Here is a 16,630-nt window from a genome sequence, read left to right on the forward strand (position 1 = left end):
GGGGCTATCCGTACGGCGGCTGGGGCGGTGGCTATCCATATGGTTGTGGTGGCTGGGGCGGGTACGGGTACGGGGGGAACGGCTGCTACCAGCCCCATGGTTGGGATTGATACGGAGCATGAGAGCCGGCGGGTTAGAAAAGTTTAGCCATGGGTTCACGCGAGATATTGCCCATGCAAGCTCGGCGAGACCTGCCGGCTCACGCTCGTTGCGAGCGCTGGATATTGCGAGTCTTTACGCAGGACCGGCGCATGGTGTGACCGTTCGAATGATTTCTATGGTGTTTTAGCACCGAGTTTCGTCCAGAAACCTCTGGATGAAACTCGGATGTTCCCAAATTCGTCCCTCCAGATGAAACGGATTTTCTGGATGAAGTCTGGATGAAACCTTACTCGCATATCCGAGCGATGCGGCTTGTTGATGAACCGCATTGGCTTTGTCTGTCACGCCCAATATTGCAGTCCATGAACTCGCCGGTCGCCCCAGTGTGCAGCTTTTCACATAGCCCGAAGTCGTAGAGTTCTGTCCTTAGGTTTTCGATGAACAATTCCTATACCCGCGAAATCGCAGCGGCGCTCCTGATCGATGTTAACGGCAACGTGCTCCTGCAGCAGCGCGATAATATTCCCCACATCATTCAACCCGGAAAAGTCGGCCTCTTCGGGGGGCACAGGGAAGGCGAGGAAACATTCTTGGAGTGTGTTGTCCGAGAGATCGCCGAAGAAATCAGCCAGCATATTCCTGCCGAACGATTTCAACATCTATTCAGCTTGGACGGAGCCGATCCGGAGGGACCTGGCGGTCATCTGAGAGGGGAATTTTTCGTTGCTTATGATGTTCCGACCGACGCCTTAGTGATTACCGAAGGCAAACTTTTGATAGTTCTTCCGGACGCCATTAGGAAAATGCAATCGAAGCTGACACCAACAACTCTGATGGCAGTGAACGCCTTCATGAGTCGTCAAATCTCTCCGGCCGGCCGATGAGAGTGATCGTGGCGGCAACTATCTCGGATTTATCTTGTGACCAATGAGCAGTGGTAACTGGACGATAGATTCTGGTGTACCCTTTCGGCTTCATAAGTTTAGCTTGATCCAGGCCGGTGCGTGATCGCTGGCGTTGTCTTTGCCTCTGTACGTCGCCATCCACGCCCGCTTCTACGAAGCAGGACGCAACGGAATGGCTGAGAAGAAAGTGGTCAAGCCTGAGACCCTGATCCTTTTCATAGCGATCTCGCCTGTACGTCCCTAAGGGCGTTGATGTAAAAAGCCCGCATCGCTGCGGGCTTTTGTTTTACCAGCCGTTGTATCCACCTCCGCCGAAGCCAAACGTTATGCTCGGCCCACCATAACCATATCCTCCACCGTAACCTGGCCCACCATAGCCGCCGCCATAATACTGAGGAGCGTAGCCGTAGCCCCTTTGCTGACGGTAATAACGATGGCCAGATTGGCCATAGTGCGGGTGATGGCGGTGGCCGTAGTGCTGACGACCATGAGAGTGTCCATAGTGCCGATGTTGAGATTTGCTGCCGGTTGACAACTGGGCGACCTCGGTCAGGCCCTTTTGATTTGCTGCGTTTGCAGCGGAAACACTTAACAATGCAGCTGCTCCGATCGCCATTGCCGCAATCAACTTCTTCATAAGAAAACTCCCTTCAACGTGTGGAGAGCTAATCAACCCGGACGGTTTGGGTTCCGGCGCATCACCCAGAATTTGCGCTAAGTAGCTGAACATCTGTTCATATTCGAATATGGAGGCGTACAGGGCGGGCCTGCGCAGGGTGCTTAGAATGACCCAAGCGCACGATATCTCACGTCCCTGCGGCGCGTTGCGCGATCGGGGTTGGTTAGTCGGGAAGGATGCCAGGCACCGACGGACCGGGTGGTGTTGCCTGAACCGATCGATCACGCAATACTGAACTCCTAATCTCCGGCGCGAGAGTTACATTTCAAGTGTCGCACGTGGAGTATCGCGATGCTTAGTACCCCGAATGATCTAGCTGATCGGATGGCGGCGCGACGCCACACATCGCGGGCCGACCGCAGTCATTTTCCCGCGTCTCGTCTGATCGAGATGAAAATGATGCTGCCAAATCCGTTTGCCGAGATCGGCGAGCAAAGACAGCCGCGCAAGCGTAAGGCCAGCGAAACCAAGAAGCCCGCTCGTCGCGAACTTTGACAAAAGCCGCTGGCGCGCGTGGAATCACCGACGAGATACGCGGCGCAGAGGTTAGCGCTCGAACTCCCTCATGGTGTGCTCAACCAGACGATTAATGTGGGGGATGTCAGTGTGATCGCTGATCACATCGAGCCCGTTTCTTTCGTTGTCGTAGATTAAAGTGATGAAGCCAACGCGCCGCTCTTCAACGTTTAGCGTGAGCGTGTCCATTTCGGCATGAAACATCGCGCCGATGATCTCGCCGCTATTCCGTGACTGGTCCACGATCGTCTCGTCCCCGTTGTTGATGGAGATGATAAAGCCGTCGTTGACCGCGTTATCAACGAGCGTGATGGCAATTTGTTTGTGTAGTGATGTCGTACTCATTGGAAGCGCTCTCTTCGTCTTTCGGTAACCGGATCAATTTCAGCGTTCGGGGGCACCGCCCGGTAGTGTGCTCCGCTTCTTTGTTTTCGCGGTGGCGTGAACACGGCACTATGATGCAAGGAGTCAGGATTGCGTTATTATCTCCTGCAAGGGTGAGTGGAGGTTGCATCACCCTCGTGACGCGCGATTGAATGATCGCTGGAACACAAGCGTGCCCATGATCTTCACGCTCCAATCACTCGGCATCTCGGTACCTACGCCACACAGTCGGCGTCGAGAACCGCAAGACCTAAAGGAAATAGAGGAACGACAATCGTCAGGAACGAGCGGATGCGGAGTGGTGTCTGAGTAACATGACAATCCGGAAGAAGAAAAAAGTCCGGCACATGTCCGATCCTCACCGCTACCGTGGTCCCTTGAGCGCTTTGCGGACCGCATCAAACGCTTTTTGCTCATCCGGTTCGACCTGTTCGAACCAATGGCCGGGAGGATACTTCGCGATGCGGCGGGCAAAAAATGACGCCGGCTGCCATGGGTCGCTATTCGTCTTTTTGAAGATAATGACGCCGTCGCGCGTAAAATATGACGGGCCGGCGATCTCGCAATTTACCGAAATCTGTAGCCGCCAAACATCCTCCTTGGGGGCCTCCTTGGGTAGAACGACGTAGTCGAGAGATACAGGATCGCCTATTGTGCAGCGTCCTTTCTTCAGAAGATTGCCTAGTTCACCCTGCGCCGTAACAACAAAGTCGTAGTTGGACGTGTCATGTAAAAAGGCAACGTTAGGCTGCGGGTATTCGTCTGCCATCTCTCTGGCAATGAGAGACAATGCGAACGGTTGCCAGCCGAGTTGCATTGTCTTCGCGTAAGGTGGGCCAAGTGACATGTCGCCCTTGGCCGATATATTCCAAGAGATTGTATATGCGTCGTCAGGCTTGTCGCCTTGGCTTCTGGCCCACGAAAAGACCACGGGGGTTTCAGAGTCATGTTTCTGACCGACTTCCCAACCTCTCGGGACAAAATGGGCAATCTTGGCCGCGCGGGACAGTATATCGTCTATCGTCGCTCCATCTTGCGCCCGCCACGTGGTCTTGACGCGTTTTATCAACACGTCATCTTCGGCGTATGCACGATCAAGAATTACACCTGTTATGGCGAACGTAGCAAAGAGTAACAGCCAACGATGAATCATGGGATTTTTTGCGCCCAGCGAGTTGCAATCAATCTGACCGTGCCTCATCCCCGCAAGCAGAATTAAGATGACAATGAGTCGACGGGGATAAGCAGGAGAGAAGGCAAACCCCAGCACAGAGAATGCCAGTAATCGCTCAGCATTTGGATGCCCAAACGTCGGACGCAAGCCAAGCGGCCCAACCGTAAGAATGAACAGGACGAGTAAAAGTATCTAAGCCGTTGCTCAGTGCTGACACCACTATCGAGTGCTTAACGACACACCTATGGTATGCGCCTTGGCTGCTGTTGCGCCCGGTGTTCGTTTCAACATTCTTGCAATCTTGGCTACGCCTGCCTTCTGCTTCGCAAGCGCCTTAAGAGTGCGAACGTCGTCCTTTGTCCACTCGCGGCGAACAGCTGTTTTCTTCCTGGGCAAATCTTCATTCCTTCAATCGCAAAACGCGCGGTTTAGCAGATCGCGCGTTTTGCGCAAGGCAACGACGCGTGTCTCGCGCGAGCTAGTTAGCCAACCAGTGTTTGATAAAATGGCGCGGTGGAGAGATCTCGTCTCCTTAAGTGCGATCAAGGTCGTGCTTTTGGTCAACGGAAGTCTCAGCCGTCCTGTTGGTGACGCTGGAGGCTTCGCTAACGGTCGCTTTCGCGAATGTGGGCGATAATGGTTCTATGGCTTCTTCACTAACTGTTAGGAGTTACGCCGGGTTGTATGGCGATGTTGATTCGTTCTTTGAGAACGAAACAAAGTCAGAGGGTGAACGAGCATGTCCTGTGCAAGCGAGAAAGCGAGCGCAACGCAGCACTCTCGTCCAGCGAGGTCGTCCGGCCAATCCAGGATGGCGCCGGCTTCCCGCGAGTGACACGCGCGCAACGAAAAGGCAGGTCCGATTGGTGCGACCGGACCTGCCAAGCATTCACGAGCACTGCGATCTGGGTCACTTTTTGAATGACGCATCGCTCTTTGCGTCTACGCGCGCTTTCCACTCGAGGGAGTAGTATTCGCCGCGATCGCGCGCCCACGGATCGAACGTATTGATCACGTGCCTGAGCTCGGGCTCTAGCTCGGGGGCGTTGCGTAGCAGGATGCGCTTAAGCGGAGCGACCTCCTGTTCGTGGCCGTTCGGCTCGCCTTGCTCCATCCGCTTGCCGCCCGGGCCATTGTTATTGACCCAATCGAGCCCGAAGGTCGTGTAGAACTCTGGGCGGTAGCTCGACGTGAAGAACCGGTCGCTGAATAAGCGGCGCGAGGCGTTCAGGATGAACAGTTGGAACTGAGTTTCTGAGATGGCGGACCCATGCGGGCGGGTCGTCTCGGCGAGCCATCCGACCACCATGTCGACATCCTCGATGTTGTCGACCTCGCTACCATTCGCATTGCCGAGGCAGTCGTTGATCGGCGAGCCGTCGGGATTGCGCTGCGCTGAGGTGATCTGCTTGCTCACGTCGCATTTGTGCGTGCCGTAGATCGCCCGCAGAGAATCCACTAGTTCCCGCTGAAGCTTTTTGTCCGCCTCGGAGACGTCAGGTCGTTTGTCGATGAAGTCCTCAAAGCTGGTCAACTGGCGCAGACCGATCTGCCGCCGCAGTTCATTGAAGCGTGGCAAGCCACGCTCGCGGTCGCGGATGAGGTCGAGAGCGGCAACGTCGATCTTGGTGTCGAGGCGCGGGGGAAGATCGAGGTTCTGCATGAACTGGGGATGATTGCGCAAGAACAGCAGACCGAGGCGCTGGCGGCCCATCGTCAGGGCCCAGTTTGCCAGTCCGCCGTCGTGCATACGGGCGGTCGCCTTGCCGCGGAAGGTGTCGATGACCGCCACCTTCTTACGGATCTGGTTCGGGTCGTTCTCAATCTGGCGGAATTCGAGCAGGTCCGGCACGAGGGGGTGCAAGCGGTAGACCGTCGGAAATTCCTCCGGGAAGTTGAACGGCGAACCGAAATGGCTGGTGCCTCCGTTCACGATCTTCGGGTCCCACTTTCCCGTACCCTCGTCGACCAGTTTCTTGTTCGCGCCGGTCGCGATGATCCCAGGTCCCGACGACACCGCCGATGCGAGCACGTTGGCGTCCCGGGGATCGCTTGACGCCCTGAACTTGTCGCGGATGCGCTCGACGATCCGGTTCATCACGGGATATTTGTCCTGATCGATAAGGCCGGACCAGTTGGAGTTCATCGCCCGGTATAGCGGCTCGTTATAGAGAAGCTGCGTCGTCCATTCGATTGTGTGGATCTTCGCGATCTCGGCCGACACCACGAGCCGCGCCACCTGGAAGAGCTCCTCGGGCGTGACTTGCGAATAGGTGATGACTTGCTGCGGATTGGCGGGGTTGCGCAGACCCGAGTCGGCGTTCGGCGTGAGTGCCGCTTGCTTGCGAAATTCATCCACGAAGCTGTTGTGCTCGCGCACGAACAGATTGTGATAGAAGCTCATGCCGATGGACCAGTTGTCCGGAAAGGCCGTAGCTTCCTGGCCGGCCCATTCGGGCTGAATCGGGTCGCACTGTCCGGTCGTCGCCCCAGGCGGGCATGCGCTCCCGAACACGGGCAAATACCCAAGTTTCTCACCAGTGTGACTCGGCCGCATGTCGAACTTCGCGCGATCAGCCGCATCACGCTTGACGCGCCGCTCCGAGCGCTCGTCGTAGCCGTAGATCTGCGACGCGTCCCACCAGGCCGTGACGGTGTTGCGCGTCGTCTTGTAGGACCGCGCGGGTCGTTCGGTCCCAGTCTCCGCGGCCTTGAACATTGCAGGAGCAGTGGAGTCGGCGATCAGTGCCGCGTCCATCTTGTCGCCGGGGCGGCAGCCGAGTTGGACCGCCTCCGGCGTCGCGCAGCCGAGGCTCGTCATGATGTGCGACTGGTCGTTCCGCGACTCGTCGAGGTGCGAGAACCAGTCGTGCGTCATGAACTGGATCCAGAAGGCGGCGAGCACATTGAAGGACGGCGCCTTGCGGTACGGGCAGTCGGCGTCGACCGAATCGGATGCACCATGCCCTTGATTGCAATTCCGCGCCCCGGTCTGGTCGCGCGTGAACAGCTTGCGGCTAATCAGCTGCGGATCTGGCTTTAGCAACCCGAGCCGGTCGCCGTGCCGATTCTTGGCGAGCTCGTTAGCGCCAATATCAGGAAACGTGCTTTCGAACTCCACGTTGCGGGCGAAAAGCTGCCCGCTGGCTCCCATTGCGGGATTCTCGATGTCGTTGCAGATGCCGGTCAGTGTGCGATGGCGGATCAAGTCTCCGTCGCAGCGCTGTGGTCCATTGCCGCCGACGCTGGCGATGCTTGGATGCGTCGGCTCGAGCCGCATCTCGCTCCACTTTTTTAGCACCGGCCCGGTCGGAGAACCGGCATATTGCGTAAAGGTCTTATTGTCGAACAAATTGAATTTAATCAGCTCCATCCGCTGATATTCGAGATCGATCAAGGCGCCGGTGATGCCGCGTTGGTCGCGGACGTCGAGCATCGATCTCTTCGAGGCGGTGCCGAAATAGTTCGACCAGTCAACCCACGGGGTCGGCCGTTGTTGAACCGCACCCGATCCGCCGCGGCACATCAGGCGGTTCGTCTCCGCGACCTTCCCCTGGAAGCGCTCGCTGCGTTGCGTCGCGATCGGGCGGAGCGGCTTCTCCTCATCCAGGCTTTGCAGGCCGAGGGCGATGCACGCCCGCAGGACCCCAAGATCATCCAGCCTATTCTCCTGCGCAGGCGCTGGTGTTCCCACGCTCGCAACCATCGCGGTCGCGCAGATGATGCTTCCGATAACGAGATATGACCGGCGCATATTTTTCTCCCTACCGGACGACGATGCAAAACAGCGACTTTCTGCCAACGACGGTACCGTCATATCCGAGCCCGCGCAACTTCTCGAACAGCAACTGCGTCGACCGGCGTTTTCGCTTCGGCAAGCTTTTGTTTACCGCTCTAGGCTTGCGATACCGAAGTTCTTGCTCAAGTCCGAAGACCGTGAGAACTTAGTGCATGATTTTATAAGAGAGGATAGATCATGTGGAGAGCATTGATCTCGATCATTGCGATTGCTGGCGCGCCATCGAGCGTTGCTGCGCAGACTATCACCGACCCTGCCGAGGTTGTATCGCATCTCAAGCTCTGGTCGCAGGAGACGGGCGACCCGGTCTATTATGGCGAGGTTAGAGACGTCGATGCTCGCTCCAAGCGGGTTGGCGGCCATTACCAATGCCTGGCGCTCGCGTTTATCAAGTATGATGGCGGCGTACTGCAATATGCCCACAAGATGTGGTCTAAATCGCGAGACGGATCGTGCCATTATGATGATGTGACGTCGCGCAAAGTCGGCAATCATGGTGCGTGCGTGAAGGACTCTAATGCAGGTTTCGGGAAAGCGGTCGGCACAGCGCGCATGACCAAGGACAACATCGATTACGAACATAGCACCTTCAGAACCGTCGATCTGAACACCCGTCGCGTCGGCGAAACCAAATCTTGCATACCGCCGAAGGGCGCCAGCGCCGGTCTCTACTCCATGAGAATCGTCAACGGCAGATTCCAAATCATTACCACTCGGCCTTTGGCCTATGAGGTGAACATAGAGCCTCAGGATCCACATAATCCACCAACCAAGCCGGTGTTCTAGACTGTGCGGACAAGCCCGAAGCAGGTATGGAATATTTGATTCGGCCTGAAAGCATTACGCGCCCACCATGATCTAGTTCTGAGATCTGCCCTTGTGCAATCGATCGGCACAAGCTTTGCCTTCTGGCCACAGCAATTGGTGACGACGTCATGCCATTCCTCGAAGCGCTCGATGCTCTGCCCGCAAACGATCCCGCCCGCACCGAACTGTTCTATCAGTGGCTCAGACGCGACTGGAGGGCGCTGTTCAGCGAATTGCGCGAGAACCGACCGGTCATGACACTACCGCCCTTCACGGTTCTGGCGCGCTGGTCGGACGTCGTCGATACGCTTTCCCGCAACGAGACGTTCCGCGTGCCCTACGCGCCGCATATGGACGACTCAGTCGGTCCGTTCATGCTGGCCCGCGACGGAGCGGTGGAGAATTGGCGCGACAAATCAGTGATGCGCGCGCTGCTCCGTTGGGAGGACGTGCCGGCAATCCGTGCTCTAGCGGCAGGCACGGCAGCCGAAGCCCTCGCCGCCGTGCCGCCGCCTACGGTTGACGTCGTGCAGACCGTCTCCCGGCTCGTGCCGCTGCGCGTCGTGCAGCAAAGCTTCGGTTTCCCGGGGCCGGACGATGAGCACATGTTGCGCTGGTCGTGGGCGACGCAGGCCGATATGTTCCACAACCCGACAAACGACCGCTCCCTGCTTGACGCCTGCAACGCGGCCGGTGCCGAGATGCGGACGTGGATTCGTTCGTTTCTTGCTGAACGTCAGCCTTGGAGCGACGCGCAGGGCGAGGATAGCGTCTCGCGTTTGCTGCGAATGACCGCGCGCGGTCTCTCTGGCCTCGATACCGAGCAGGTGGTGAGCAACATCTGTGGCCTGCTGGTCGGCGCGATCGAAACGACGTCGCAAGCTATCGTTAACGCCACCGAGCAGATCCTGTTGCGTCACGACGTCACCGTGCGCGCGATCGAAGCGGCTCGATCCTCGGATGACGCAGCATTCGACGCAATCGTCTGGGAAGCGCTGCGGTTTAACCCGATGACCACCTTCGTCGCCCGCGTCGCCGCCGAACGGGCGGTGCTCGCTCCGGGCAGCCCACACGAGACCACGGTGGCGGCCGGGTCGGTTATTGCGGTCGGCATTGGCTCGGCCATGTTCGATCCAGGTGTTTTCCCCGAGCCGAACGAATTTCGCGTCCGCCGCCGCACATCTTATCTGCATACGGGCTTCGGACCGCACGAATGCCTCGGCCAATTCGTCGCCTATGCGATCATTCCGGAGACGATCCGGCAGATTCTCCTGCTGCCTGGCGTCCGGCTGATAGAGGGCGATGCCGGACACATCGACATGGCCGGCGGCCCTTTCGCTGAGCATTTCGTCATCGGACACGGGGCAGGCGCGTAGGATTAAACGGGGCGCGAGCCTTCAGCGGGAGCGGCATGCACGGTGAAATACCGTTTCGGTTCGGTGAACTCTGCTCTCTTTGCGGCCGCACGTTCCGACTGAGCCCCGTGCAACGCGGCCGTCGCCAGCTGCGATGATCAGCGCGTCACAGCTGCTGGTTGGACGTTTTGCTCGCACGTCGGTCCAATAGTCGATTAGAAGATCATTCTGTCGTAATGAATGGAATGGTGGCTTCCATTGGTGGAGCGGGAGGGGAAATGATTACGAAACGTGGGGTGAAGACCGGAATCGGTGTCGTCGCGGTCGTGATCGTTGCCGTGTCGCTTATTGGCTTCAAGCTTTACCGAGATAAGCTGACCGTCAGCTTGCCGGACTACGCGCCGATTAAGAAAGCCGTGTGGCTCGATCAAGGCTGGGACCAGAATCAACGTGAAAAATTTCATCACGCCGATCAGGGGACCCAGACGCTCAACATACCCTATGAGTGGTTCATCGCGCTGGAGCAGCCGCGGTTGTCGCTCGTGGGCGATGTCGGTCGCTTAAGCGACCCGGCCTATCTCGACCGATATGGATTCATCCCGGGTGCTACCAGGGGTGGCGAGAACCAGTTACCGGTAGGTTTTGCACGAGCAGGGACGATGCGCACGGCGACAGGGCAGCCGTGGCTCAACCCGCGAACCAAAGAGCCCATGACACGGCTCGGATTCACCTGCGCCGCCTGCCACACCGGCCGGCTCGCCTATCGCGGCACGACCGTACTCGTAGAGGGTGGCCCGGCTCTGACCGACCTCGGCAAGTTCCGACAAGGACTCGGGATTTCGGTTCTGCTTACGAAGCTTTCTTCCGGTCGCTTTCTGAGCCTTTTCTCCGACCGCTTCGATCGATTTGCGAAAAACGTTCTCGGGGAGGACGCTAGCAAAGAAGACAAGGCGGAATTGCGCCAACAGCTGACCGCAGTGTGGGACCAGCTCGATGTCATCAGGAAGCTCGACAAAAAAGTCGCTGAGACGAGCGTTGACGAAGGCTACGGCCGTCTGGACGCCTTGAACCGCATCGGGAACCAGGTGTTCGGGCTCTCCCTGGGTCCTGAAGCCAGAGAGAAAAACTACGCCGCCACCACGGCGCCAGTGAACTTTCCTCACATCTGGACCACTCCCTGGTTCGATTGGGTGCAGTACAACGCGTCGATTATGCAGCCGATGGTGCGCAACGCGGGCGAGGCGATGGGGGTTTCTGCGTTGATCAATCTAACCGACCCCGGGAAAGGATTGTTCAGTTCCGAGGTTCAGGTGAAGGCGCTTGCCAACATTGAGAAGTCAATCGCGGGGAATCAGCCAAGCGAAACGAACGGCTTCACGGGGCTGACAGCGCCGAAATGGCCAGAGGAGATTCTGGGACCCATCGACACCGCACTCGCCGCGAGAGGCGGGGCACTTTATGACGATTTATGCAAGGGTTGCCATCTGCCGCCGGTTGGCACCAAGGCATTCTGGGACTCGAAGGCGTGGTTACCGCCAAACAATTTTAACCAGCGCTATCTTGAAATTAAAACAAAGACGATCGCCGACCTCGGTACCGATCCAGCGCAGGCGGAGGACATGAGGAATCGGAAGGTGGTGATTCCGGACAGTTTAGGAATCGCCACAAACGAGTTTGGACCAGCCCTCGGCCAACTGGTCGAGAAGGTCGTGACTCATTGGTATGACGCTCACAACGTTTCCGAATCCGAGCGTCCCGAGTTGAATGGGTTTCGGCCAAACTTGATCCAACATCCGCTCGCCTACAAGATGCGGCCACTTAACGGAGTGTGGGCAACGCCGCCTTTCATTCATAACGGTGCTGTCCCCAATATCTACGCGCTACTTTCACCGGTTTCGGAACGGCCAAAGACCTTCTACCTGGGTCGGCGAGAGTACGATCCCGTCTGCATGGGCTATCAGATAACGGCATCGGCCGCGCCTGAGGACAACCTTGATTTGCGTTGCCTCGGCTCAAAAACCGATCCGGAAGCGGGACGGTTCTCTGGCGGTTTCAAGCTGGATACAGCGTTGCGAGGCAACCGCAATACCGGCCATGAATTCAATGATGGGCCACGTGCGAATGGCATAATCGGCCGCAAGCTTACGCCGGACGAGCGGCGGGCACTGATTGAATTTTTAAAGACGATATGAGCCCGTTGCCGATGCAGAGCGGCGGCAGTGCCAGCACCCGCTGGCGGTCGCGCTCAGCGCGCAGGCCGTCAACTTGGCCAGCACTTCAGCGGCTTTTCCGCAGATTTCGTGGAAATGCCGGTCCGCTCGAGGTCCTAAATCCCCCTAGCACTGCGGGGAGACTTGACGGCGCATGTGTTCGACTTTGGCTCAGGGTAGTCAAGGTTTAGCGCCAAAGAGCTTGATAGCCTCTAGCATCGACTGCCCATATTCCTCTGCAAAATTATGGATCGCTTGACGAACTTGCTCCACCGACCAGCCATTTCGCCACAGCGACGGATCTTCAATGATCTTGTTCTTCCAAAACCTGAACTTGTGGTCGATGTCTGCCTGATTGTTGTCGGCGGACATGTCAACGACGAGTACTAGAGCGTCAGGTACCCCTCTCGCTTTAGATGGCGACCAACCGACAAGGAATGGACCTTCTCCCTCAAAGTTTACGTGTTGCTTCTGTGCGTCTGAAATGGCGAGCTGTGAGGCCACAAGATCGTAATGATCCAGGACAAACTCGCAGTCATCAGCCTTTGCCTGGCTGGCCTGAGGATCATCCAACGGCCAGATCGTCACCATCTGATCTACGACTGGAACACTCGAAGTTTCGCTTCGCGGAAAAAAGGCAACGAAGGCCTTGCAGACCATCAGAAGCTTGGCACGGCTTGCTGCAGTAGGCTTTGAGTGTAGTACGAGTAAGCCATAGGCTCCTGCATCCGACGGCGGTATCTCTTGTGCCCGCAGATATGCTCGGACAGGCTGTAATGGCCTATGCGATGCAGAGTCACCACGTTCGCCGATTGAGGGGCTTGGGCGATTCATGGTAGGTGCGGAGCGGGGTCCATGACCTACATTTCCGTTGGTAGCGCCGCCACCGCCCCCGGTACCGTTGCGGTAGCTGGACCGGCCAGAGCCAGCGTTTCCCGAATGTCCAGGCCCGGACTCTCCAACGAAGCGTCCCGATCTGCCTTTGCGTTTCTTCCTATGACTGCCGACTCCTTCCGGCGACGAGTTACGGAACGAATTAGCCTTTGTTCGAGCAGAGTCGGAGCCATAGCTTTGGTCACAATTTCGGTCTCGCGGATCGCAATCAGCACGAGCGCTGGCCAAGTTGAGGCACAGAGCCAAAGCAGCAAAGCAAGTGAAGCGAATGAGCAATTTGGCCATGTCATTTCTCCTTCCTGATTGCGCCAAGAAGAAAGCTAAAAATCGTGCCCATGACCGTGCAAAACAGCGTCACTGTCACAACGAGAAAGATCGTTCCCGAACTAGTGTCCGGTCTAACCCACCACGTCAGGGCGACTGCAAGTAAGAAGCCGACTGCGGTGGATAGGCCAAAGCTCTTCACCCTCGTATCTCCATCAGAGCGAGCGGATTAACTCCTCCGCAGTTTTCGGTAGAGTTTGCATCCGGTGAGCCGGAGGAGGCAAGGCAGATTTGAGGTCGAATGGAAAGCCGCGACGAGACCCGATCGGAATTTTGCCTGGGTGTTATCGAAGAATGCGCCTGTGCTGACGCTCAATCAAGATCGTCTCGGCCCGGCCGAGAACGTCGGCAGGATCAGATTACCCCGAGGAAACGCAGCACAGAAAGGGATCACTATGCCAGACTTGAAACGGAGCGCGTTCGCAGCCGCAAGCTTCGCTCTAATGTGCGCCGCATTGCCTGTATCGGCGCAGGAAACCGTTCGTATCCGGGGTACGATTGAACATGTCGACGGGCCGATATTCGTGATCAAGAATCGCGACGGTGCGGAGGTAAAGCTGACCCTCACCGACAAACCGCTCTTTGTAGCAATCGTGAAGTCGACGATGACCGAGATCAAGCCCGGCATGTTCGTTGGCTCAACCGGAATGACGCAAGCAGACGGCAGCCAAAGGGCGATCGAGGTGCACATCTTCCCGGAATCGATGCGGGGAACAGGCGAGGGCCACTATGACTGGGACCTCAAGCCGCAGAGTAAAATGACCAACGCGAATGTTGAGCAGACTGTCGCCGGGGTTGATGGACAGATACTTTCCGTCAAGTACAAGGGCATAGAAAAGAAGATTCTTGTTACCCTCGACACTGCGATCGTCACCTTCGTCACCGGTGACAGGAGCGACCTTAAACCGGGGACCAAGATCTTTGTTGCCGCGAAAAAGCAGTCTGATGGAACCTTGCAAGCTCCACGCATCACGTATGGCAAAGACGGATTGACGCCGCCGATGTGAATACGGCGCCATCGATGCAATCGAAGCTGCGTGCGATTAACCGGCGAATTGAAGATCTCGGATGCGATGCCTCGATCACATCAGCTCATTCCCGGCATTTCTGACCGCAAAGCCTGACCGTGACTTTCGCGCTGCCCCGATTGTTGTCCGGGCCATAGAAAGACGAGTAAATCCACGGCAGACCAATCACCGCATCGTTTACGTAGAGGAACAGCTCCCCACTGCGCTGAGCCCTGATCGTATCCCTGAACGACACCGGCGTATTGCCTCTGACCTTCACAGGGTCGAGGAAATATTCATCTACACCTGTCTCGCCGATCCTGGCGATGAGCCTGAACCACGGCCGGAAAAGAACGCGCCTGAGAAGGATAGCGCTCCTGAATGCCCATTCCTGCACGCCTTCCAATGTCGAGGTCCGGAAACCGACCGGCGTGGTCGGGATCTTATCGTCGGCCCAGGGAGCATCGATCATGACAACAATCTCGTATAGATAACCCGCTCTGACTGTCAGCCCGGTCGGCGCACAGAACGTGTCGGTCGAGAAATCCTTGGCGGGCTGCGGGATGCCGAGGTTCACAGCCTTCAACTCCGCCTTTGCAGACCCCGCGCAGAAAGCCCCAGCCGAGTCCGCAATGTTGAACACCAGATGGCTGAGAGCTGTCGCAACGATCCACACAATCGCCAAGGCGAAGAAAGCCGGCAGCACATGCCGCCTGCCGACTCGGATGACCCATCGGTAGATGCGCAGGTTGCGGAACCAGTAAATGACTTTGTGGACCAGGTTGTCTGGCAAGATTGATCGGCTGCCACGCGACTGCCAGATCACTCGCATCCCATCGTGAATGTTGCCGCTCAGGGATGAACCGAGGCTCATGAACAGCGCGATCGCGGCAATTCCTGCCAGGAACAACTCCGGATTGGTCGCATACCAGTCGGTCCACCAGTGGACCGATCTCGGCAGGGACGACTCGAAAAACCTGACAACCTCCGAAACCAGCCGGACGCTTGATGTGAACTCATGCTCGGGGCGAAGATGGTGAAAGAGCCAGAACGCGGCCAGGTGGAACGATGCGGCAAGAGTGGCAAAATAGGCAAGACGCCGCAGCCAGACGTAATTCCACAGCCGTTCCTGCTGAACATGACGCGCGGCGGCCTGCGCAGGCGTCTCGAACGTCGTTGCATCAAGCGGCTGCACGGTGCCATCGCCGAGCAAGACAACATACTCCGGTGGCAGGCCAATCGGCGCGTAAGCATTGGCGCCGCTGTCGATGCGGCCGAAGACACTTTCATGAATCTTGGGCATGGGGATGCTAACCCCTACCGCCGGATCGTTGCACAGGTCGAAGACCTTGCGCGGACCGTAGCGATAATAGGAGCCGAGACCGGCACGCGAGTCATACAGGCGCCCGTCCTTGTCCTGCGATGAGGCCATCGCGATTAAGGCGTCCGGATCGGCCGCCGGCGCGGACTTGAACGACAGTCCGCACTTCTGCGCTTCCTGGATTAGCCAGTAGAGAGGGACGAACGCGAGCGCATCGTCCGGATAACCGCCCCCGACATTGGCATGCATCCCGGTAAACCAGGCCTGGACCAGACGCTCCCCGGTGATACTTTCCGGCACAGGCGGCACTGGTTTTCCGGGCGGCTGTTCGGTCCAAAGGACCGGGTGGAACGTGGTCCTTTCATCGTCGAGTGCCAGGGCGTGTCGTGCGAACTTGACTTTGTCGCTGAGCACCCGGTTCGGCAGTTCGAGCGGCCAGACCCAATTGCTTATGCCCCGCGTCATTTCGTCGATCGGCAGGCCGTAGGCTGCCACCGTGTCCCACAACCCGAGGAATTCCAAGGACGGGACCGGGGTAAATGTGATCTTGGAATAAGACTGGCGTCCGCGAAGCTTGTCACAGATCGGCACCAGCACGTAGTCTCGAAATAACCTGAACGGAACCTCTATGCGCCAGATCGAGTGATAATTCTTGGCGCGGTAGGCTCGATACGCTTTGAGGGCGCCATTGTGCAGCTCGGCGCCGGTGTTCGCCTGGACAAGACCTTGGTCGAGCACCAGGGCCGCAAGCACGCGGGCAGTGAACGCTCCGCGACTGAAGCCGAATAGATAGATCTTGGAAGGCGGCAACGTATCATAGTTGCGGCAGATGAACTCGTACGCATCCAGGATATTACGCTTGAGCCCGTAACCGAACACACCTCCCAGTATCGCCAGCGGCAAGAAGGATGACGTTCCCACGCCGTCATCGTATTTCGCGGCCTGCTTGTTGCTCCGCAGGTCCAACGCCTGGAAGATGCGCCAGACATTGGTGCGCCACACGCTCGACGCCGCATTGCCCGTGCCATCGGACAGGATTACGATTTTCTCTGCTGCCACTCGGCCCCCTAGGACGCTGCCAAAATACAACGAATGGCGTTGTTGAGCCAGAGACGTCCGCGAAGCGCTCGAACGCGCTAGCGCTTAAAAAGCG

12 protein-coding genes are annotated in these 16,630 nt (G+C 57.6%); 6 read left to right on the forward strand and 6 right to left on the reverse strand.

Annotated features, from left to right (window positions below; genetic code table 11):
• Positions 1-539: 539 nt before the first annotated feature.
• Entirely contained in the window at positions 540-986 is a 447-nt protein-coding gene (locus tag B2M20_RS03945; protein WP_079445796.1) for an NUDIX hydrolase, read from the forward strand.
• Between the two features lie 307 nt (positions 987-1,293).
• Here B2M20_RS03945 and B2M20_RS03955 read toward each other — a convergent pair whose 3' ends face one another.
• Positions 1,294-1,644, reverse strand: coding sequence for a hypothetical protein (locus B2M20_RS03955; RefSeq protein ID WP_079445797.1), 351 nt, complete (start codon positions 1,642-1,644; stop codon positions 1,294-1,296).
• Between the two features lie 333 nt (positions 1,645-1,977).
• Here B2M20_RS03955 and B2M20_RS18910 point away from each other — a divergent pair, with 333 nt between their 5' ends.
• A complete protein-coding gene (locus B2M20_RS18910; protein WP_139372828.1) occupies positions 1,978-2,181 on the forward strand; it encodes a hypothetical protein in 204 nt (67 codons plus the stop codon).
• A gap of 51 nt (positions 2,182-2,232) precedes the next feature.
• On the opposite strand, the gene B2M20_RS03960 is transcribed toward B2M20_RS18910, so the two are convergent.
• The 3 genes from B2M20_RS03960 to B2M20_RS03970 form a co-directional block, all read right to left on the reverse strand.
• A complete protein-coding gene (locus B2M20_RS03960; protein ID WP_244553412.1) occupies positions 2,233-2,547 on the reverse strand; it encodes a hypothetical protein in 315 nt (104 codons plus the stop codon).
• A 403-nt stretch (positions 2,548-2,950) separates the two neighbouring features.
• Complete coding sequence (locus B2M20_RS03965; RefSeq protein ID WP_244553413.1) at positions 2,951-3,856, reverse strand: nodulate formation efficiency C protein; 906 nt, start codon at positions 3,854-3,856, stop codon at positions 2,951-2,953.
• An 814-nt stretch (positions 3,857-4,670) separates the two neighbouring features.
• Positions 4,671-7,514 carry a peroxidase family protein gene (locus B2M20_RS03970; RefSeq protein WP_201789005.1) on the reverse strand — a complete coding sequence of 948 codons (2,844 nt, stop codon included), beginning with the start codon at positions 7,512-7,514 and terminating at the stop codon, positions 4,671-4,673.
• Between the two features lie 234 nt (positions 7,515-7,748).
• On the opposite strand from B2M20_RS03970, the gene B2M20_RS03975 reads away from it, so the two are divergent.
• The 3 genes from B2M20_RS03975 (at position 7,749) to B2M20_RS03985 (ending at position 11,913) form a co-directional block, all read left to right on the forward strand.
• On the forward strand, positions 7,749-8,345 hold the full coding sequence (locus B2M20_RS03975) for a hypothetical protein (RefSeq protein WP_201789006.1): 597 nt from the start codon (positions 7,749-7,751) through the stop codon (positions 8,343-8,345).
• Between the two features lie 149 nt (positions 8,346-8,494).
• Positions 8,495-9,742 (forward strand): cytochrome P450, encoded by a 1,248-nt coding sequence (locus tag B2M20_RS03980; protein WP_079445800.1) that lies wholly within the window; start codon positions 8,495-8,497, stop codon positions 9,740-9,742.
• A gap of 257 nt (positions 9,743-9,999) precedes the next feature.
• Positions 10,000-11,913 carry a di-heme-cytochrome C peroxidase gene (locus B2M20_RS03985; RefSeq protein ID WP_079445801.1) on the forward strand — a complete coding sequence of 638 codons (1,914 nt, stop codon included), beginning with the start codon at positions 10,000-10,002 and terminating at the stop codon, positions 11,911-11,913.
• A 198-nt stretch (positions 11,914-12,111) separates the two neighbouring features.
• On the opposite strand, the gene B2M20_RS03990 is transcribed toward B2M20_RS03985, so the two are convergent.
• Positions 12,112-12,591 (reverse strand): hypothetical protein, encoded by a 480-nt coding sequence (locus B2M20_RS03990; protein ID WP_079445802.1) that lies wholly within the window; start codon positions 12,589-12,591, stop codon positions 12,112-12,114.
• An 860-nt stretch (positions 12,592-13,451) separates the two neighbouring features.
• Between B2M20_RS03990 and B2M20_RS04000 the strand changes: the two genes are divergently transcribed.
• Positions 13,452-14,156 carry a hypothetical protein gene (locus B2M20_RS04000; protein WP_244553414.1) on the forward strand — a complete coding sequence of 235 codons (705 nt, stop codon included), beginning with the start codon at positions 13,452-13,454 and terminating at the stop codon, positions 14,154-14,156.
• Between the two features lie 85 nt (positions 14,157-14,241).
• Here B2M20_RS04000 and B2M20_RS04005 read toward each other — a convergent pair whose 3' ends face one another.
• Complete coding sequence (locus B2M20_RS04005) at positions 14,242-16,536, reverse strand: DUF2235 domain-containing protein (RefSeq protein WP_079445804.1); 2,295 nt, start codon at positions 16,534-16,536, stop codon at positions 14,242-14,244.
• Positions 16,537-16,630 lie beyond the last annotated feature (94 nt).

The organism is Nitrobacter vulgaris, from assembly GCF_002028545.1.
In the GTDB taxonomy this organism is placed as follows: Bacteria; Pseudomonadota; Alphaproteobacteria; order Rhizobiales; family Xanthobacteraceae; genus Nitrobacter; species Nitrobacter vulgaris.

Excerpts from the sequence above, each read along its gene's own strand:
- B2M20_RS03985 (WP_079445801.1), top strand. The coding sequence starts at position 10,000 with ATGATTACGAAACGTGGGGTGAAGACCGGAATCGGTGTCGTCGCGGTC.
- B2M20_RS03980 (WP_079445800.1), top strand. The coding sequence starts at position 8,495 with ATGCCATTCCTCGAAGCGCTCGATGCTCTGCCCGCAAACGATCCCGCC.
- B2M20_RS03990 (WP_079445802.1), bottom strand. The coding sequence starts at position 12,591 with ATGGTCTGCAAGGCCTTCGTTGCCTTTTTTCCGCGAAGCGAAACTTCG.
- B2M20_RS03945 (WP_079445796.1), top strand. The coding sequence starts at position 540 with ATGAACAATTCCTATACCCGCGAAATCGCAGCGGCGCTCCTGATCGAT.
- B2M20_RS18910 (WP_139372828.1), top strand. The coding sequence starts at position 1,978 with ATGCTTAGTACCCCGAATGATCTAGCTGATCGGATGGCGGCGCGACGC.
- B2M20_RS03970 (WP_201789005.1), bottom strand. The coding sequence starts at position 7,514 with ATGCGCCGGTCATATCTCGTTATCGGAAGCATCATCTGCGCGACCGCG.
- B2M20_RS03955 (WP_079445797.1), bottom strand. The coding sequence starts at position 1,644 with ATGAAGAAGTTGATTGCGGCAATGGCGATCGGAGCAGCTGCATTGTTA.
- B2M20_RS03960 (WP_244553412.1), bottom strand. The coding sequence starts at position 2,547 with ATGAGTACGACATCACTACACAAACAAATTGCCATCACGCTCGTTGAT.